At 46.1% G+C, this 19,709-nt stretch carries 16 protein-coding genes; 3 read left to right on the top strand and 13 right to left on the bottom strand.

Annotated elements, in window-relative coordinates:
- Window positions 1-14: 14 nt before the first annotated feature.
- The 4 genes from IMZ38_RS04850 to IMZ38_RS04835 are packed head-to-tail and all read right to left on the bottom strand — an operon-like array spanning window position 15 to window position 3,757.
- Window positions 15-1,529, bottom strand: coding sequence for an acetyl-CoA carboxylase biotin carboxylase subunit (locus IMZ38_RS04850; protein WP_193435780.1), 1,515 nt, complete (start codon window positions 1,527-1,529; stop codon window positions 15-17).
- Between the two features lie 14 nt (window positions 1,530-1,543).
- The gene (locus tag IMZ38_RS04845) at window positions 1,544-2,221 is read right to left on the bottom strand and encodes a hypothetical protein (RefSeq protein ID WP_193435779.1); all 678 of its coding nucleotides are present in this window, start codon (window positions 2,219-2,221) and stop codon (window positions 1,544-1,546) included.
- Window positions 2,222-2,248: 27 nt separating this feature from the next.
- Entirely contained in the window at window positions 2,249-3,469 is a 1,221-nt protein-coding gene (locus IMZ38_RS04840; RefSeq protein ID WP_193435778.1) for a M20 family metallopeptidase, read from the bottom strand.
- Window positions 3,470-3,517: 48 nt separating this feature from the next.
- On the bottom strand, window positions 3,518-3,757 hold the full coding sequence (locus tag IMZ38_RS04835; RefSeq protein WP_193435777.1) for a ferredoxin: 240 nt from the start codon (window positions 3,755-3,757) through the stop codon (window positions 3,518-3,520).
- A 183-nt stretch (window positions 3,758-3,940) separates the two neighbouring features.
- Between IMZ38_RS04835 and IMZ38_RS04830 the strand changes: the two genes are divergently transcribed.
- A complete protein-coding gene (locus IMZ38_RS04830) occupies window positions 3,941-4,729 on the top strand; it encodes a cation diffusion facilitator family transporter (protein WP_193435776.1) in 789 nt (262 codons plus the stop codon).
- Here the strand turns inward: IMZ38_RS04830 and IMZ38_RS04825 are convergent, their stop codons facing one another.
- The 5 genes from IMZ38_RS04825 to IMZ38_RS04805 are packed head-to-tail and all read right to left on the bottom strand — an operon-like array spanning window position 4,730 to window position 11,970.
- Window positions 4,730-5,344: a MarC family protein gene (locus IMZ38_RS04825; protein WP_193435775.1), complete on the bottom strand. Its 615-nt coding sequence runs from the start codon at window positions 5,342-5,344 to the stop codon at window positions 4,730-4,732.
- Window positions 5,345-5,351: 7 nt separating this feature from the next.
- Window positions 5,352-6,677, bottom strand: coding sequence for a dihydroorotase (locus IMZ38_RS04820; protein ID WP_193435774.1), 1,326 nt, complete (start codon window positions 6,675-6,677; stop codon window positions 5,352-5,354).
- A gap of 45 nt (window positions 6,678-6,722) precedes the next feature.
- Window positions 6,723-7,805 carry a SufD family Fe-S cluster assembly protein gene (locus IMZ38_RS04815; protein WP_193435773.1) on the bottom strand — a complete coding sequence of 361 codons (1,083 nt, stop codon included), beginning with the start codon at window positions 7,803-7,805 and terminating at the stop codon, window positions 6,723-6,725.
- Window positions 7,806-7,844: 39 nt separating this feature from the next.
- Window positions 7,845-10,754: a leucine--tRNA ligase gene (gene leuS, locus IMZ38_RS04810; RefSeq protein ID WP_319637033.1), complete on the bottom strand. Its 2,910-nt coding sequence runs from the start codon at window positions 10,752-10,754 to the stop codon at window positions 7,845-7,847.
- 55 nt (window positions 10,755-10,809) lie between these two features.
- The gene (locus IMZ38_RS04805) at window positions 10,810-11,970 is read right to left on the bottom strand and encodes an MFS transporter (RefSeq protein ID WP_193435772.1); all 1,161 of its coding nucleotides are present in this window, start codon (window positions 11,968-11,970) and stop codon (window positions 10,810-10,812) included.
- 81 nt (window positions 11,971-12,051) lie between these two features.
- Here IMZ38_RS04805 and lysS point away from each other — a divergent pair, with 81 nt between their 5' ends.
- Window positions 12,052-13,689 carry a lysine--tRNA ligase gene (gene lysS, locus IMZ38_RS04800; protein ID WP_193435771.1) on the top strand — a complete coding sequence of 546 codons (1,638 nt, stop codon included), beginning with the start codon at window positions 12,052-12,054 and terminating at the stop codon, window positions 13,687-13,689.
- Between the two features lie 60 nt (window positions 13,690-13,749).
- Here the strand turns inward: lysS and IMZ38_RS04795 are convergent, their stop codons facing one another.
- The 4 genes from IMZ38_RS04795 to IMZ38_RS04780 all read right to left on the bottom strand — a co-directional run bounded on the left by IMZ38_RS04795 (window position 13,750) and on the right by IMZ38_RS04780 (window position 18,789).
- Window positions 13,750-14,652, bottom strand: a complete 903-nt coding sequence (locus IMZ38_RS04795) for an ABC transporter permease subunit (protein ID WP_193435770.1) — start codon at window positions 14,650-14,652, stop codon at window positions 13,750-13,752.
- Complete coding sequence (locus IMZ38_RS04790) at window positions 14,649-15,818, bottom strand: ABC transporter permease (RefSeq protein ID WP_193435769.1); 1,170 nt, start codon at window positions 15,816-15,818, stop codon at window positions 14,649-14,651. The genes IMZ38_RS04795 and IMZ38_RS04790 overlap by 4 nt, the downstream gene beginning before the upstream one ends.
- A 2-nt stretch (window positions 15,819-15,820) precedes the next feature.
- Window positions 15,821-17,326, bottom strand: coding sequence for an ABC transporter ATP-binding protein (locus IMZ38_RS04785; protein ID WP_193435768.1), 1,506 nt, complete (start codon window positions 17,324-17,326; stop codon window positions 15,821-15,823).
- A gap of 86 nt (window positions 17,327-17,412) precedes the next feature.
- Window positions 17,413-18,789 (bottom strand): BMP family ABC transporter substrate-binding protein, encoded by a 1,377-nt coding sequence (locus IMZ38_RS04780; RefSeq protein WP_193435767.1) that lies wholly within the window; start codon window positions 18,787-18,789, stop codon window positions 17,413-17,415.
- Between the two features lie 116 nt (window positions 18,790-18,905).
- Between IMZ38_RS04780 and IMZ38_RS04775 the strand changes: the two genes are divergently transcribed.
- Window positions 18,906-19,688, top strand: a complete 783-nt coding sequence (locus tag IMZ38_RS04775; RefSeq protein ID WP_227410827.1) for a polyprenol monophosphomannose synthase — start codon at window positions 18,906-18,908, stop codon at window positions 19,686-19,688.
- Window positions 19,689-19,709: the final 21 nt, after the last annotated feature.

The raw sequence follows: 19,709 nt of genomic DNA, 5'->3' as shown, positions 1-19,709 counted from the left end.
TAAGAAGGATTGCTCTATCTCTTCCTTAGCCTTTCTCTTGTGGAAACATAGTAATACCATGCTTTCCTTTTCAACTTATCAATGCTTTCCGCATGCTGCTCTGCTAGTTTCTTTGAAGGCTCGATGAGTTTCCTAACATCTTTCCCTGCAAGCTCCTGGAGGCCTGTAACCAGCAGTGCCTCCTCCCTAATTCTTTTCTCAAGCTCTCGTCTGAACAAATTAATGTTCTGAGAGTAGAACTTAGTGGTGTAGACCCCTTTTACGAATTCTTCATGCTTAATGATTTCTCTCACCAGGGGAATATTGGTTAACAATCCATCTATGATAAATTCCTTCAACCCCCTCTCCAATCGGAGAAGAGCTGTTCTCCTATCAGGCCCCCATACAATTAGCTTGGCAATCATAGGGTCGAACTCCGCGGAGACCTTGGATCCGGTCTCAATGGATGAGTCAACCCTGACGCCTGGTCCCGAGGGCTCCCTGTAATACTTGACCACGCCTGTTGATGGCTCCTCTTGGAGAGGGTTTTCAGCGTAAATTCTAGCTTCAATAGCGTGCCCCCGCATTGAAATACTGGATTGCTTCAAATCTAGAACCTTGTACATCGTTATCTCTATCTGCTTCAAAACTATGTCTAAACCAGTAATCATCTCAGTCACAGGATGTTCAACCTGCAGTCTCGCATTAACCTCCATAAAATAGTGTTTCCTAGAACCCACGTCGAACAACATTTCAACGGTTCCAGCATTGCTGTATCTTATAGCGGTAGCAAGCTCCACCGCGTGCTGAGTTATCAAGTCTCTTTCAGCGCTGTTTAAAAACGGGCTTGGAGCTTCTTCAACGATTTTCTGGAAGCGTCTTTGAACACTGCATTCTCTTTCGAATAAGTGAACAATATTCTCTCCATCGCCCAGGATTTGAACCTCTATATGCTTCACATTCTCGATGAATGGTTCAACATAGATCCTAGGATCTTTAAAAGCCTTCTCGGCTTCTTTCGAAGCAATCTCAATGTTCTTTCCCACGTCGTCATTCTCCCTCAATAATCTAATCCCCTTCCCTCCCCCGCCGCCAACAGCCTTTATGAGTATTGGAAACCCGTGTTCTCTCGCGAATTCTAAAACGTCTTTTTCATCCTTCACAATCATCCATGGAAGAGTAGGTATTCCAAGCTTGCTTGCAACCTCTTTAGCCTTGAGCTTGTCGCCTGAAAGCTCCATCGCTGAGGGAGATGGCCCGATGAAGGCTATGTTCCTCCTCGCCACCTCCCTGGCGAACTCAGGGTTTTCGCTTAAGAAACCGTAGCCAGGGTGGACGGCGTCAGCCCCTAACTCCTGAGCTGCTTCAACAATTTCCTCAATGTCGAGATAGCTTGAAACCTCTCTATCCTCCTTTAAGTATTTTCTATGAAGAGACTGCTCATCCTCCTTAGTGTACACTCCTATTGGGACAAAACCGTTTTCCAAAGCAGTCCTAGCAATTCTAATAGCGATCTCTCCCCTGTTCGCTATAAATATTCTAAACGACATTTCCAGCACCTATTCTAAAGGTACGCAATCCTTATTGAATCCACCTTACCTAGTTCATTAAGATAAGAAAATGGATTCTTCTTTTTAATGTTTTTGATGAAAAGGAGCTCTTCAAGCGTGATAGGTTTCACCCTGTAAATAATTAACCCGGCAGTATAGGCTTCAATCCCGTGGGCAATGCCTCTTGAAGTGAACGATCCCACCATGGTTTCTAAATCAGTCAAGCTTGGGAAGGGGTGTTCCTCCGGATGTGTGTGCACGGTTAAAACAGTATTTACCCATGGAATTCTCACCTTCTCAACATCTCCCTCCAGCAGGAACCCTACTCCTTTCGGAGTAACGCCCATGAAGTATTCAAGCCTGTTTTCAATAGTCAAGGAGAGCTTGCTTCTAATTACCGGTCTCAACCCCTCCGCGTAAAGTTTAACTATGTCCATGTAAAGCTCTTTGAAACTTCTATTAACAGGTGAAATCCGGACGTTAAGTTCATAAATACTAGAATAATGGTTTACGGAATTGTCGACTTCGCCAGCACAGTTCACGGGATTTATCAGTAATGTTTCATTCAAGGGTTCGACATAAACGTTCTCGCACTCTGCATCCTCGATAAAATCTTCCACGAACAAGATTGAACGATATAGGAGGCCTATCCTTCTCGTGTACTTGTTGCTTATTTCCTCAATATACTTCAATACAAAAACCTCTTTGGAATAAAAATTTTACTTGAAAAATTCAACCAGTTTAACGTAGACCCTTAAAGCGTTATACAAGCTCTCTAAGGTAACGTACTCGTTAGCCTTGTGAGCCGTGTTTACTTCTCCGGGACCATATGCTACAGCCGGTATTCCCTTGGCCAAGTAGTATTTTAAGTCTAAACCTCCAACGCAAATTGTTCGAGATGGTTCAACGCCTAGGGTCTCCTTTACCGCTTGAGCCAGAGTATTGACATATGGATGATTCTCTTCAACGTAAACAGGGTTGGAGTGCTCGACAATCTCAACCTCGCTATCCACTCCTAATTCTTTGGAGGCTGATTCAATGAAACCTTTGATCTCCTCAATGACCTGATCAGCTCTCTCCTCAACAATCAACCTTCTATCAATGCTGAATCCTACTTGACCCGGGACAATGTTGATAGAGCCAGGGGCTTCCAGCTTTCCACCCAAGGTAATAGTCGGGGATGACGCCCGGGGATCCTCATATTTAAAGGAGCTTTTCTTAGCCTCCAGCACCGGCTTGTACTTTCTCACGATATAGTCTGCGAGAACAATCATTTTCTCGAAAGCGTTTTCACCAAGCCACGGGGTTGAACCGTGTGCTTGTTTCCCGCGAACCCTAATCATCGCCCAAACATTACCCCTATGTCCAATGTAGATGTTTCCAGGGCCTGAGGGCTCAGCTATCACTGCGAAATCAGGCCTGCTTCCAAGCTCGTTAACCAAGTAACCTGTGCCTGTCGCCCCTCCAATCTCCTCGTCCGGCACGACAGCTCCTTCAACTATGATATCCGGTTCTTTACTGATGGTGGCGAAATATATCATAGTTGCAAGGAAGGCTGCTATACCAGCCTTCATGTCCGTTGTTCCACGCCCATAAACCTTACCATCCGTGACCACGGGGTTGAACGGGTCTGCCAACCAGCCTCCTCCAGCCGCTACTACATCGTAGTGTCCATTGAACTGTAAAACCTTTTCACCGCTCCCTATGCGAGCGATCAGAATGTATCTAGGTTTTTCAGGGTTGAACTGCCTAGATAGTACTTTTTCACAATATTCTCTCGGTACTCGATGAATCGTTGTGTGGATCCCGTATTTCGATAATTCATCAGCATAGTAGTTAACTATCTCCTCGTACGAGTCTCCTAGGATGGTAGGGTATTTCACACTGTTAATCAATATTCTCTGAGAAATCTCAAATGCATGCTTTAGAGCAGTATCCATTTAAAACACCATAGCAATTTAAAGATGTAAGGTGTTTAAATAAAAAAACTAAATCTTCTCCAGCAAAATGATTTGGACAGGGCACGCGTTAGCCGCGTCCTGGGCGCAGGTAGCTAATTCCTCAGGGATAACTCCAACAGCTATGTTGCCGCCCTCCCTGTACTTCTCAACAATTTGAGATTTGTTATCGTCAGGATTCATCTCAAACACGTCTGGACATATTGACACGCACACCATGTCTGAGATACAGTTTTCACGAGGCTCTATCTTCACCCTGTATTGGACCATGTTTTCACCACAATTTAGAATGATTTCAAGGTAAAATAAAAACGTAACGTTGACAGAAGTATAGTTTTAAGTGATTTCAGCTATGCGGGACTTAATCACTGATCATCTTTATCCCAGGGTTCTTCATCACCGATTACTTAATTTATTTCTAACCAATACTTAATTCTTTCAAGGTGGGTGTTAATGAACAGGGATGTAGTGCTTATCGTGCTTGGAAGTATTGCAGGAGGCTTGCTCAAAATAATTGGAGGCTTGTTCTTCGGTAGCAACACCTTATTCGTTGATGCTTTAACAAGTTTCGCGAATCTCCTAGCGCTCTTCGTTGTGCTATACTTTAAGCGTGCAACCATGATGCCGGCAGACTCAGACCACCATTTCGGGCATGAACGATTCGAGTATGTAGGAGTGTTGGTGACAATGCTTGCGTATTCTTTCGCAGCAGGAGTGTCGGTAGCCAGGCTATCCTCCCTTAGAGATTACAGTGTAGGGATAGAGGCTTTCTACCTGGCTGTGGCATCAATCATAGCCTACCTGCCCCCTGTACTGCTTTCGAGAAAAATGTCTTCATCGCTACGAGTGTACGGTGAGTTCACCGCGAGCGAGTTCATTGAATCAAGTGTCGGGATTGTTGCAACCATCGGAGGTGCTCTCTACTCATACCTAATCGATTTCTCAGGAGCCTTGTTGCTCACCGGGTTCATATTTTACGAACTATTAAACAACGGTAAAGGTCTCGTGGAAATAATGGTTGACACAGCACCTCCTTTGAACATATATGAGGAGGTTGTGAAGGAAGCTGAAGACCTCGGGTTGAAGATAGAGGCTATTAGGCTTAGAAGGCTTTCTCACACAAAATTCCACGGTGACATCCTTGTTAAAGGAGGTAAGGATATGGTGGAGAAGGTTTCAAAACTTAAGAAAACCTTAAAAACACAGTACGGAGTAGACGTTTGCGTGGAAATGAAGGAATAGTTACTCCATAAAAAACTGGACGTAATACTGGTAAACACCCTTAGCTATCATTTCCACCGCAACTCCTGCGATAATGAGCGCCATGAACCTGCCTATGGCCCTAACTGTTGAGACTTTCAGGTAGGCGACCAGCTTGTCGCTAACCATGAGTATCGCAAAAGTCACCGTGCATGCAACAATGCCTGAAATGAACACCATCATAATGTTGAAGAATGATGGATCGCTTGAAGTGAGCAGGAGCACTGTTGTTATTGTACCGGGGCCTATAATGAGAGGAGTTGCGATAGGGACAACTGCTATATCGCCTGGGTTAACCTGCTTCGTCCTAGGCATTTCTCCAAGCATGTCCAGGGCTATTGTTAACAGTATGATACCTCCTCCCACTCTTAAGCCGGGTATTGAAACATCAAAAGCGTCGAGAAGGTACTTGCCTACTAAGGTAAACGTTACCAGGATGAACAGCCCTGCTAGATAAGCCTTCCTGACAATGCCCACTCTATCACGGTGAGACAATCCTTCCGTTAGCGAGATAAAGCTTGGTATTGCTGAGAAAGGATTCATTATAGCTAGTAGCTGGGTGAAGTATGATATGAATATTATCAAGGGATCAGGCATTTATCCCCTACCTCCCCAGTTCTCCAACATATATACCTGTCCCAGGCTTTCCAACAATCTCTCCCCTCTCAATAATCAACTCGCCGTGAACCATGACATGGTATGGGTGACCATAAAAGCTTAAACCCTCCCAAGGCGTCCAGTCAACCTTGTGATGATGTGTTTTCCAAGAGATAAGCCTCGGCTCCCTAGTGTTTAAGACGACGATGTCGGCGAGACTTCCGACCGAGATTTCACCGAGGAGAGGGTAAAGCCCTAGCAGCTTAGCCGGGTTTCTGGCGAAGACGCTGATGTAGGTTTGCAGGCTTATCTTGTTCTTCAAAACCCCATGTGTGAACAAGAAGGGCCCCATTATTTCTAAATTAGGGATTCCTCCCCAGGCAGACCAAACGTCTCTCTCTTTAAGACTCCTGGGGGAGGGTGCGTTATCACTTGCGTATACTTCCACAATACCTTTCTCAAGCGCGCTCCACAAAGCCTCACGATCAATACTCGTCTTGAGCGTGGGCGCCATTTTGAGAAATGTACCATGCACCTTACTATCCTCCCTTGTGAAAAACAAGTAGTGCGGGCAAGTCTCGGCCGTTATTTTAAGATTCCTGCTTTTCAGGAAAGCCAACGCTTCCACTCCTTCTTTACTCGATAAGTGTGCTATGTGAAGACGAGCCCCTGTCTCCAACGAGTAATACCCGAGCTTAAAGATTGCTGCCGCCTCAGCCCCGGGGCTCCTGCTTGAATGATAAGACAACACATCATTCATCACCCTGTACTTGCTCTCGAGCAATTCGAGAAGCCCCTCATCCTCAGCATGCGCTATTACCACTACATCTTTCTCTGCTGCCTTTTCAAAAATCCTGGCCAATCCTTTCTCAGATGCTTGGAAAGGCCTGCATGTAAAAATTTTGAACGTTTTAACACCGAGTCTCACCAATTCTTCAATAGCACCGTAGTTCTGCTCGTTGAGGAATCCACCGGTCAACCCGAAGTTAACGTAGGAATCCCTTCTCGCTGCCTGGATTTTCTCTAGGGCAACCTGGGGTTTATCAACAAATACTCTTAGAGGCATATCAATCAGGGTCGTGATCCCCCCGTAGGCGGCCGCAAGGCTACCTGAACGCCAATCCTCGTGCTCAGGGTTCTCCGGGTCGTAAACATGTGCGTGAACATCTATTCCTCCAGGCACAGCGGTTAATCCACTCCCCTCTACGACTTCATCCGCTTCAAAAGTCTTTTTAGAAATAGCTTTGATAACACCGTCCTCCACGAGAATGGAGCCCTCTACCAACTCGTTGCCGACAGGGATTTTAATATTTCTCAGAAGAATCGTTCGCATTTAAACAATCCCCCTTTCAGATTAAAATTAATGAGGAGTAGGATTTTAAAGAGTCTTGGAAACAAACATTCTCGTTATTGATAACAAGTACTCCTTAAGCTGCCTAGGCAACTTCTCATAAACCTGTGAGAGAAATCCAACAACTATCAACCTCGTAGCCTCCTCCTCGCTCAATCCCCTCGTCATCAGATAGAAAACCTCGTCGCTCTTTATCTTGCCAAGGCTTGCCTCATGAGTTAATTCAGAATCCATTGAAGCAGATTTCAACGAAGGCGTTGTTTCAAACACTGCGTCACCCAGTAGTAAACCAGTGCACTCAACATGCCCTTTTGTCTCCCCAGATAATGCTTCCAACACAATGTCGTGCTTCATGAATGATTGATCATGAGCAACGCTCCTCACGTTAACTATCGCAGAGGAACCGCTTCCTCTCAACCTCACACGAGTATTGTGGAGCACGCGGGATTTCCTATGCCCTATGGTTGAAGAATAGATCTCAACCCTTGATTTCTCGTAAGCGTCAACCTCGCTAGTCAGTGTTATCGAGTCTACAGGTGTAAGCTTAACATAATACTCCCTGAAAACTGATCCCCGCCCAACCTTAACACTAGTCTTCGCCCCTACTTTTACTTTAGACCTCCAGTTGTGAACCATTATACTGGTTACGTCACAATCCCTGCCGATATCTATCAGCGTCAGAGCCGAGTGCGCTCCCTCCTCGGGAATCGCCGCGCATCCCTTAGCTAAGGTAACCTGAGCACCATCCTCTATTTGAATAATATTCAAAATTTTCTGATAGAACCCAGGGGATTCCAATATGAAACAATAGTAAAGCGGGGCCTCCAGCTTTAACCCGGATGGAACACTGACAAAAAGCCCTGTTAACCCATGCTGCTCAAGCACGTCCTTCTTCAACCCATTCTTCTTCAAAATGACAGCGATCTTCTCCGCATATTCCTTGTTATTAAAAGCTGCCCTAACATCCTCGAATACAATACCCTTGCCTGAAAGAGTCTTAATATACGACCTCACGAATAGCTTTTCGTTTAACACAATACTGGATACTTCCGAAGGAAAAGGCAATCCCGTCTTAGCTATAACCTTATCCATGTTTTCCGTGTTAGGCAAACCGATCCTCCTTAAATAATATTTTAAAAACAGGTCAGGTTAATCTACGTATATCGCCGGCTTTAAAGGCTGGGCTTTCTCGCTCCGTGGAATCCCCCTCGCCCTTGCCTCATCTTCCCAGAGTATTTCGATTTTCAACCCGGTTTTCTTCTCGAGAAACTTCACAGAGTATTCCAATACCTCATACTCTTTTTTACTAGATGTCTTAAACACTTCTTCGCTTGGATTCTTGTTGAACATCTGAACTACTTCAACAATCTCCAGTTCCCGACCCCTTAAGTTATACTTGCTCTTCAACTCCTCAATGATGGTTTTGATTCCTTTTTTCTCACGATATAGCCTCAGCGCCTCCCTCTTCCACTCGGGAGCCACAATGAACACTGCCCTGGACGCGGGCTTCTTCAAAACTTCCAGGATCTTCCTAACATCCTCTACCAGTGAGAAGAGAGAGTCCACAAGTATCTCGGACTCCTCATCTTCCGGATACTTGTCACTTCTTGGCCATTCAGATGTGCTGAGGAATTCGCTACCTCCTAACAGTTCATTCAACTCCTCCGTTAAGTGAGGGATTACAGGGTTTAGCATTATCAACCAATCTTTTGACACGTATTTCACTGCTTTCAAATAATCCTCTCCAACAAGATCCCTGTATTGCTCGAGAAGGTTCATTACTTGGTAGAAGGTAGTCTGAACATAATCCCTTATTTCCAAAGCTTCCATTGATTTCTTCGCATCCGAGATTATCCTTCTGAACTTGCTTGCAAACCATCTCCCATAGTAGTCGCTGGGCAACTCTCCATTGACGTTTCTTGATTGCATCATGATGTTGGTGAACCTGTAGAGCCCGTCTAAAACCAGCTCTATCTCCTTCTCCCTCCAGTCCAAGACGCTCTCAAGGCTGGCGGCGCTCGCGATGTAGAATCTGAACAGGTCTGCTGAGTATATTTTCGCAATGTCTCTTAACGGTATCACATTCCCCTTACTCTTAGACATCTTGGCGCCTTCCCTTATCACGGTCTCGTTCAAAGAAATTATGCGCGGCCACTTGTCCTCAGGAAATATTGCGGTGTGGTGGAAGAGGTAGAAGGTTAAGTGATTGCTTATGTGGGGTATACCCGTATGCCTGTGATCAACCGGGTACCAATAGTTAAACTCGTTCCTCATCTCATCCACGACCTTAACAGGGATGCCTGTCTTCTCACTTACCTCCACGGCACTTCCCTCTCCAAGAAAGACATAGTTGAATAATTCAGGGGTCAACTTCTCAGGCGGGATGTTGTACTCTCTTATTTTGTGGACAATAGTGTAGAATGCCATGTAAATAGTGGAGTCGCTGAGACTTTCAATAATCCACTCTGGCTCCCATGGCAGTTTCGTGCCAAGCCCTCTCTTTCTTGCACAAGGTCTTTTTTCAACCCATTCCAGAACATCCTGGAAAGCTTTCTTATACTTGGACGGTATTATTTCAAGCTTCTCATTTATCAGCTTTCTCGTCCTGTCCTTCCACCATGGTGTGCCGTAGTCTATGAACCATTGATCCTTGATCTTCGCAACAATTATTTCGCCACCGCCTCTGCAGAATGCTTTCCTGTTTAACTCGTAGAAAACAAGTGCTTTCCCTTCCGAGATCAGTTTCACTTTCATCTTCTCCCGTGCTTCAGGCACGCTGAGCCCTTTGAAATCCGGGTCGTCGACAATTAATTTGCCACTGTAGAACTGTTGCTTGTAAACCTCCCTAGTGGCTTCCTCGAGCTTCTCGTCAAGCTGGCTTGTAATCCCGTATTTTTCGACAACGACTTTAGCATGGTGATCGGATACCCCGGGCACGTCTATTATTTTCACGGGATTTATGGTCTCAACCACCCTTGGATTTATCCCGTATGGTTCGAGAACGCGTGGATTCGCTTTTAACTCGACTAACGCAACGTAATCGTATGGGGCGTCACTGGGCTCCGAGTAAACAATGCCCGTGGCGTTATCAGGGTCGACGAAGCTAGCGGGGAGGATCAGGAGTTTTTGGCCCAGAGGGGTTTCAACGGTTTTGCCTACTAATTCTGCACCCTTTAACTCCCCGACTACTCTCATATCGGGTTCAACATACTGGTGTGTCAGCTTCACCCATGCTTTCTTAGAGACCAATAACTTCTCTCCTTTAAACTCCACGATTGCGTAGTCTGCTTCCGGGTTAACCCACATGTTAGTGGCGCCGAGAAGTGTTTCAGGCCTTAGCGTTGACGCCAGCAGGGATATATCGCTTCCTTCAAGCTTAAACTTGATAGCGGTATATTCTAGTACCTCAACAGGGTTCACGTCAGCGTCTTGAATATCGTCTTCTCCTTCAGGCTGCTTGTGGAGCAGGCAATAGGTGACGATGTGCTCTCCCTTTCCCACCACGTCCAGCTGTCTAAGCCTCTCGTACTGCCATGTTACGAAAGCATTGTAGATTGGCTCGCCCGTGTGGAACTTTCTACGCCAGTCAATGCTGTAGCCGAGTGCTTCAAAGTCTGCCTGGACTTTTTCAGCAAAGAAAGTGGCAAGCCTTAACGGGTCTTTAAAGGATTCCAGAATCTCCTCGATCTTCTCACGATCCTCAACGTAGTAGGATATGTAAGACCTGTACATGTCAAGGGTTTTCGCATCCTTCTTCGCAATTCTCTCGGATATTGCAATGATCGGGGTGCCGGTTATATGGAAAGCCATTGGGAACAAGACATTATGACCGGTCAGCCTTTTGAACCGTGCTATAATGTCCCCGATTGTGTATGTTCTCCCATGCCCTATGTGAAGCGGCCCGTTAGTATAGGGGTAGGGAACGGTTAAGAAGTATTTAACCCTTCCCTCTTCAACCTTGGGCTCGAAAACACCTGCCTCCTTCCACTTCCTCTGCCACTTGCCCTCAACGCTTCGCATCCATTCCAGAAAATCCTTCTTTTCCTGAGTAATCAACACTAACACCTAGGTAGACATAAATTGTTAAAATGGTTAAAATTAGTTATTAAAAATCTCAGGTTCTCCTCGAAGGAATGATCAAGTAAAGCAATAGAATCACGGAGATCGCTTCAGATACCACGACAAGGCTTCTCAAGAACTCCATACCTATCGTGTATGCAATGCCCTGCACAACACCTCCTAGCATTAAAGATAAGCCATAGAACAGTCCGAAAACACCGTAGCCTAGAGAGCGTTGAGACGGGTTTACAAGGTCTGAAACAGCTACCCTAACATTGGTTTCGAAAACCCCCATTACAAAACCCCATATCCCGGCATATATGAATAAGGATTCAATACTGGGCTGGAGGAAAAACACCGAACCCGCCAGTGTGATAGGTGCTACGAGTATGCTTGCATAACCTATTTTATCATACAATGCCCCTACCGGAATCGCCACCAGCCCGTCAACCAGCATCGCTACGGTGTAGAAAAGCGGTATTATTTCATCGCCTGCAACATTGTTTGATTTCACCGTGTAGGTGAATATATCCCAGCTCAAGAGGCCGAGGGACATTAGCATCAACCCGGCTACGTAGATGTAGAATGCTTTCCCAAGTCCTTTGAAACCGAGTCTTTTAGGAGGAGAGGAGAATGCTTTCAGAGAGGGATGAAGCATCATTGATGACAGGACTAGTCCAACCGCTACGAGTCCTGGCACACCAAGAGCTATAAACACAAGCCCGTAGTCTCCGCCCGTATTCAGGAGTATTAGCGAAGCTAACAAAGGACCTGTGAAAGCGCCGATTTGATCAAGGAATTCATGTATCCCGAATCCCAGGCCTTTCCCAACGCTTTCCGTTATCTCGGAAAGAATAACATCCCTGGCAGGAGCCCTGAGGCCTTTCCCAACCCTTTCGAGAATGACTAGGGCGAGAACCAGCTCCCACCTTCGTGCGAAAGCGAGGAGGGGTATGGCCACCACGTTGATAGCGTAGCCTGATATCACCAGCATCCATAAAACCCTCGAGCTCCTATAGTAATCTCCTATTAAGCCGCTGAGAAACCTGGTTAAGTAGTTGATTATCTCCCCAATCCTGAGAAACCCTGCGATCAAGGCTGTGGCGCCGATCAAATACAGGTAGCTACCCCTGATGGATGCCGCTCCCTCATAGGTAATGTCCGCGAAAAGCGATACGAGCCCTAGCATTATGAAAACCAGTAATTCCCTCCTCACGCTACCTCACTACAGGGTTATTTAGAAAGGATAAAGTTAAATAAATAGCTATAGCTCATATTCAACGGTAAGGCGGGTTTTATGAGCAGTGTGAAACACTGGATTGATGAGCTTGCTGATCAGGTTTACGAGGACCTGTTGAAAAGAGGGAAAGAGGTCTACGTGTTCAACGGGGGATTATCAGTATCCGGGTTGCAACACGTTGGAAGACTTAGAGGAGAGATCATCATAACGGAAACCCTTAGGAAAATCCTGGCAGCACGAGGTTTAAAGATAAAACAATACCTTACCCTGTACACCCAGGATGCGTGGAAAGGGAAGCAAGCACAGCTTAACGCTTTCCCCAACCCGGATGAGGCTAAAAGGTTTAAAGGATGGCCACTGATAAAAGTCCCAGATCCCTTAGGCTGCCATGCTAACTGGGTTGAGCATTACTGGAGCGATTTCGGACCCTTCATCAAGGATTTCACGGATGGTAATATCGAGGTTGTCACTACTACGGAGATGTATCAAAAAATACTAACACCTTTCATAAAGGAGACGATTGCGAAAAGGGATGACGTGAGGAAGGTTGTCAACAAATACAGGGGGCGGAAGCCTTATGATGAATCCTGGATACCGGTAGAACCGGTCTGCGGAAACTGCGGCAGGATTGACACGACGGAGACTGTTAAAGTAAGCGATGACGACACTGTTGAATACGTGTGTGAGCACTGCGGGTTTAAAGGTAGAACAAGCATCACCGATGGGAAATTAATGTGGAGAATAGAATGGGTTGCTGTTTGGTGGGGTCTAGGAGTTGATTTCGAGCCTTACGGGAAAGACCACGCGATGCCCGGGGGTAGCAGGGACAGCTGTGTTGACCTCGCAGTTAATGTTTACGGGTTGAAGCCGCCTTTCGGACTACCTTATGAATGGGTTGCATTACGCCGGCCAGATGGAAGCGAGGTTGACATGGGTAGCAGCGACTTCCTCGGCTTCACCCCAAAGGACTGGGTTGAGGTGGCACACCCCCATATTTACAGGTTTATTGTCTTGAGAACTCCTCCAATGAAGAAGTATAGTGTAAGCTTGCACGAGATACCTCAGTACTACTCCCAATACTACAGGGCCGAGAAAATATTTTACGGCTTGGAAAAAGCCAAGGATGTCGAGGAAGAAGTGGTGCTGAAAAGAAGCTATGAGTTAAGCTATCCTAGAGAGCCCCCGCCAAGCCAACCCCCTGAGCAAGTTCCTTACACGCATCTAGCAATAATCTCCCAGATCCTACCAAGAGACAAGTGGTCTACAGAAGTTGTGAAAAGACTGCAGGCAAGCGGACATTTACCGGCCAACCCCACGGATTTCGGGATTAAGAGAATAATGGAAACACTTGAAAAAGCTGCTAGATGGGTTGGAAAATACGGCCCTGAAAACATGGTCTTCAACCTGGCAAATCCTCCAACCCCCTCTCAAATCGGAAACATTCCTGAAAAATACATTGCTGTTTTCAAGAAATTATTGAGAAATCTTGAAGAATTAGAGGATTGGAGCGAGGAGAGAATTAAAAACGCCATGGTTGATTCGACGAAGGAGCTGACACCTCATGAGGTTAACGAATACTACAAGTTCTTCTACAAATTGTTCATAGGTAAGGAAAACGGTCCAAGGGCGGCGCCATTCATATCTCTTCTAGGCAGGGAAACGGCCCTAGCCTATCTCGAGGTTTTTAGAAAGTAATCTCTCGTCAACAATTGTGAATTAGTTAAGAGGGAGGAGAAGAAAGAGAAGAAAAAAGGATTACACTGTTTTTTCTTCCTTGTAATATATTTTGCCGAGGCTCTGTGGAGAGGCGAATATTCTCCCAAGCCTGGTGAAGCTGTATGCCAGCATTGCTCCAAGCGCTCCCATGAACGGTATGAGCTTTGCAACGTCGGCCGGCAGTTTCAGCAGAGATTGGATCGTAACACTATACTCTACAAGGCCTCCGAACAGGAACGCCATCGGTATTAGGAATATTGGATGCCTACCAGCTGCCAAGGCTATCGTGAACGCGAGCCAACCATAACCCAGTGTGTAGACTTTGATATCCCAGTACCTCTGCCAAAGCAGGGGGAAGAAGGAGGCTCCGAAACCCACTATCGCGAAGCCGATGGCGGCCGCCACTAAACGTGTTGTCAAGACATTGACGCCAAGAGCTGATGCTGCATGAGGACTCTCGCCTGACGCCCTGATAGCAGCACCTAATTTTGTCTTCTCAATTAAATAGTATGTAAGGAGCCCTAGGAGAAGTGCGACCGCTGATATTTCAAGCAGTGCTTCGTGAGAGTAACAGAAAGCGTAGAGAGCGCCAACCTGCTGTCTGACAGGATACCCTAACACTATCCCCAGCCCGTAACCCAGGAACTGCAGTGACAGCCCCACTGCTCCATGGCTGATGGGCAGGGTCGTCAGCAGGTAAGCCATCAGTAGCCCGAACAGTGATGCTATGAGCGCGGCTATTAAACTACCAGCTATTGGGTTGCCGAACACCACGGCACCGAGGACGGCTGCGCCTGTAGACATGAAGAAGATCCCGTCTATAGCCAGGTCTAACAGACCCGCTTTCTCAAATATGCTGTGGCCGAGTGCTACGAGATAGAATGTTATGAACGCTGCTCCAACACCTTCTATGACCCCTAATATACTTTCCAACCCATTCATTTCCTGATCACCCTCACCTCATAGTCTGAGAGGAATCTTAACACCGAATAGGTTAGAAGGATTGAACCGATCATCACCCATCTAAAGGATAGCTCTGCTCCTGCAAACCCTGCTTGTGTGAGAAATTGCTTAACCTCCGGGGAAGAGCTCTGAGCAATCCCCGCATTAGTGAGGCTAGATATTATGTATGCAGACACTGGAACGAGAGTGATGTCTAGCAGTGAGAGCCATGCTACAAGTATTGCTAGATACCCGTACCCAGCCGTCTGACCCTCTATGGGGTACTCTAGTCTCAAAAGGTAGCCTAACAGGTAAAGAGCTGACATGAAGCCAACTATTGCGCCTGAGATCGCGAATGTGGCAATCGTGACCTTCTTGACATCCCATCCAGCAGTCACGAGGTAGTCGGGATTCGACCCTAGAACCTTCACCTTCAACCCCAGTGAAGTCTTGTTAAAGAACCACCACACTAGGAAGACAACCATTGCTAAGCCCAGAAGCCACCATCCAAATATTATCATCTCCCTAACATATGAGAGCACGCCGTCAATAATAGGGTTGCCTGTCGATGCCAGCTGTATTTTTATCCCCAGCTGGTATGCCTCGGGAATTAAATCTGTTCTCTTATAACCGTACACGTATTTCCCTTGAAACGGTCCAAGAATCAATATATTGACCAGGTAGTACGCGATATAGTTCAGAATAAGAGTAACCGGGACCTCGTCAACTCCTGCATAAGCTTTAATAGCCCCTGCAATAGCGCCCCATAATGCTCCAAATACTATTGCTAGAATCACCGAGCCTGTTATTACTAGGATGGATTGAGCAATGGAAACGCTCCCCATCGTGTAGAACGCTACAGTTGTTAGATATATTACTGGGACAGCACCCATGTAGAATTGCCCCTCAGCCCCAATATTCCACAGCGATCCCTTGAAGGCGACGAGCAGGGCGTATCCCAGCACGGTTAACACAATAAAGTCTTTGATAACCCCGCTTGAGATGAATGATGAAGAGATTATTGATAACGTGAGCAATGGGCTCACGCCTATAGCCGCTAATATGAATGTGTAAAGGAGTATACCGGCAACCAGTGATAGAGTAATCGTGGTTAATTTTCCATGTTTTAATGGACGGGTCCTTCTTAGAACCACAATCCTGATCATTCCTACATCACCATTAACCTTTCAATCTCATCTCTCGGAGTGGTTTCAGGGTCGAATGGGCCATGTATCTTACCGCTATTCATTACATATATAGTGTCGCTTAACTGATAAACCTCGTCTAGGTCCTCACTAGCGAATATAACCGCAATTCTTTCATTCATGGCTTTATCCTTGATAATTCTCCTAACCTGAACCGCGGTTATCTCGTCAAGGGCTCTAGTAGGATTATACGCTATCAGGGCTCTTCTACTATAATTCAACTCTCTTCCCACAACCACCTTCATCAAGTTTCCTCCTGAGAGTATTTTAACGGGGTAGAACTCGCTGGGGGTTAGTATTTTAAAAGTCTTAATAATATCGCGTGTCAACCCTTGTACTCTATCCCAGTCGATGACGAATTTTTCTCTATGGAATAATACCGCGATGTTTTCTATTATATTATTGTCCTGTGAGACGCCGTATCTCAGGGGTAGATCGGGGATGAAGCCTACTCCCATGTTTCTTATGTTTCCAATCCCCTTGTTAGTGACATCTACACCATCTATGTGAACCCGTCCCTTATCGATTCTTCTAAGACCGATCAACGCTTCTAACAGTTCCCTCTGACCATTTCCTACGACTCCAGCTATTCCAGCAACCTCACCCTCTTTGACCTCTATACTCACACCTTTAACAGCGGGAACGCCGAAATCTCCCTGTACCCACAAATCCTCGGCCTTAATCACTGGTCTCTCACCTTTGACCGAGCTGGGAAGTCTCTCATAGGTTATCTCCCTAGCCGCCTCAGCAAACATCAACTCTCTCACCTTTTCCAGAGTGGCCTCCTCCCTCGTGAGCTCCCCTGAAACCCTGCCCTTTCTAAGGACAACTATCCTGTCAGCTACTTCAAGGGCCTCAGGTATCTTATGCGTTATAACAACTACGGCTCCTCCCTTTCTCTTGAATTCTTGAAGGAACACGTAGAATTTCTTACGCTCCTCTAGTGGGAGATACGTTAACGCTTCATCAAGAATCAGTATCTTAGCGCCTAATACCAGTGCCCTGACAATCTCAACAAGCTGTTTCTGAGTGTATGTAAGAGACCAGACCTTGTCATCGGGCTTGATCTTAACACCCACTTTCATGCTATATTCTTTTATCATGATGCTTGCCCTTGAGAACCCTGCAAACGGCTTAACGTTTTCCAGGCCAAGGGTGAGGTTCTCTGCCACAGTCAACCTGTCTATGAGTTGCGGGCTCTGAGAGACCATTATAATACCTCTTCTGATAGCGTCCGAGGGCTTCCTTATCGATAACTCCTCGTCGTTAAGTATTATGGAGCCCTTGTCCGGAGTGTATATCCCGTAGAGGATTTTCATTAATGTTGACTTGCCGGCGCCGTTCTCCCCTAACAAGGCTATGAATTCCCCGTTTTTCAGCTTCATTGACACATCTTGTAGGGCAATGACACCGCCAGGGAATGTTTTCGTTATATCCTTTAACACTAGCTCTAGTTGTTGAGAACCCACTATAGCCTACCCTCTCCTACTTATTTACTGGATTTGTAGGAGGATTATGGAAAAGTAGGGATAAAAAATCTATTGGTGTGGGATGGCTAGCCCTGCTTAACTACCCAGCTCATGAAGAAGTCCATGTTCCAGAGATCGTCGTGACCCAGCCTCAGCCCTGCTGGAATGCTGACTGTGTCACCTGGTGCCTTACCAATACACCATGTAGATAGCGGATTGTCCGTAAGGCAGTATCCTGTTAACGGGCCTGTGAACGGGTCGTACTCTGAGGCTATGGGGTATGGCTTCGACCCTATCTTGCCTCCCCAGTTCATCGTGATTGTCAAGAGGTTCTCGTACTTATGGGTCTCGTTGGAGAATTGGAATGGTATCACTGCAAACGCTCCTCTCATCTGCCAGTATCTCCTCATGACTAGATCGTAAACACTGACTCTCTCTCCCGTTAACTTGTCCGTCACCGTTATTCCTTTCAGTATGGGCTCATATCTCGGGTTTATCAATACGGGTCTTCCATCGTCGCCTATATCTCCGCCCAGGTCTACAGCGCCAGAGCTCAACAAGTACCAGTAGTCAACCTTATTCAAATTATACGGTGTTAACACACCTGCCTTTATTTTCACAAGTATGTCTGCATAGATGACCTCCCATCTCACAATCTGTCCGCTGACCGTGTATGTGGGACCGTACCGCGCCATAGGTCCATAGTGGCTGAAAACATGTACCGCGTTCTCCTCACCATATTCGATTACAGCGCTGGAATCCTCAGTGAAGGCTAACACATCCACATTATAACGTGTTTTCAACGTGCTAGCAGCTTGTCTAGCCTTGGTTGGATCATACCATGAACCAATCTCGATAACGTGAACAGTCACATTCTTGCCTAAGGAATCCCCTACTTCTTTTGCGCCAATCGCGAACGCGTTAATGTGCCTAACTACTTCTGGGATGAGGTATGCTGCAACGTATCCTATCTGGCCTGTTTGAGTGAGGGCTCCGGCCATCAGCCCGTTTAAGTAGTACACCTCGTAGAGGTCTGCGAAATATGTTCCAACATTGGGGGCTCTTCTATAGCCTGAGCAGTGGAAGAACATAACATTGGGATACTTCTTGGCAGCCTCTATAGTGGCATCCATGAAGTCGAACGATGTGGTGAATATTACATTATATCCTTTCGAAACAAGGTCGTCCACTGTAGACACAATCTTGTCAGGTGTTACACTCTCCACGTAAGTGGTGTCAAGCCATTCATCGAATACTGTTTCAACATATTTCCTCCCTATGTCATGCATGAATGTCCATCCAGCATCTCCAATAGGCCCTACATATATCCATGCCGCCTTTATTTTCTCTGGAGGCGTATATTGTTGAACTGGTGCCCCTGTCTGTTGCCCGACAATGTATCCGATTGCTCCAGATATTATTATTAGAACGATGAAGATACCTATCAGAATATTGGTTTTCACATATTTCACCTTTACCATTATAATTTGGTTCCCACTCAGATATAAATATTTCTATATAATCTAGGGATATATGTTCCCCTTCAACATTTATAGCCCTTCCAGCTATCACAATAAACATGGCGGAGGAATCTGGAATGAAAATCACAATTGTGTTGCCAACTTATAATGAGGCAGAGAATCTTCCATTGATCGTGGAAGAGCTTGGTAAAGTCATGGAGACGCTAGAGTGTGAATGGGAGATCATAGTGGTTGATGATAATAGCCCGGATGGGACAGCTGAGGTTGCGAAAAAGCTCGCATCAAAATATCCTGTTAGAGTCGTTGTACGACAGGGCAGAATGGGGTTGACATCCGCGATCCATACTGGGATGAAAAACGCGCAGGGTGATTTAATCATAGTAATGGATGCCGACCTGCAACATCCTCCTTCAACTATTCCTTCACTGGTTCAGAAATCCTCAGAATGCGATATCGTGATCGCTTCAAGATACGTTAAAGGCGGGAAAACCATAGGCTTTCCCTTCTTCAGGAGATTAACTTCTCACGGAGCCATAATACTTACACGAATGCTTATCGGGAAAGCCAGGAAGGTTAAGGATCCGGTCAGCGGCTTCTTCCTCGTAAAGAAAAATGCTGTGGAAAACTGGGAGCCTGTGGAGCCATTCGGCTATAAAGCATTAACGGAGATTCTCGCCGCATCCGGTGAAGCCAGAGTTTGCGAAGTCCCCTTCGAGTTCAAGGCAAGGATGAAAGGCTCATCTAAGCTGTCTTTTAAAATCATTCTAGCACATGTTAAAACACTGTTGAAGCTGAACCCGCTTGGTTTTACCCTTCTCACTTTAGGAGGGGTAAGCTTACTCGTGATTCTCCTATATGCTATCCGTCTCCTCATCAGCTAATACGCCATAATTTTAAATTAG

It is taken from the genome of Thermosphaera aggregans (assembly GCF_014962245.1).
GTDB classification, from domain to species: Archaea; Thermoproteota; Thermoprotei_A; order Sulfolobales; family Desulfurococcaceae; genus Thermosphaera; species Thermosphaera chiliense.
The sequence above is the reverse complement of the archived record's forward strand: the minus strand, read 5'-3'. Positions and strand labels throughout refer to the sequence as shown.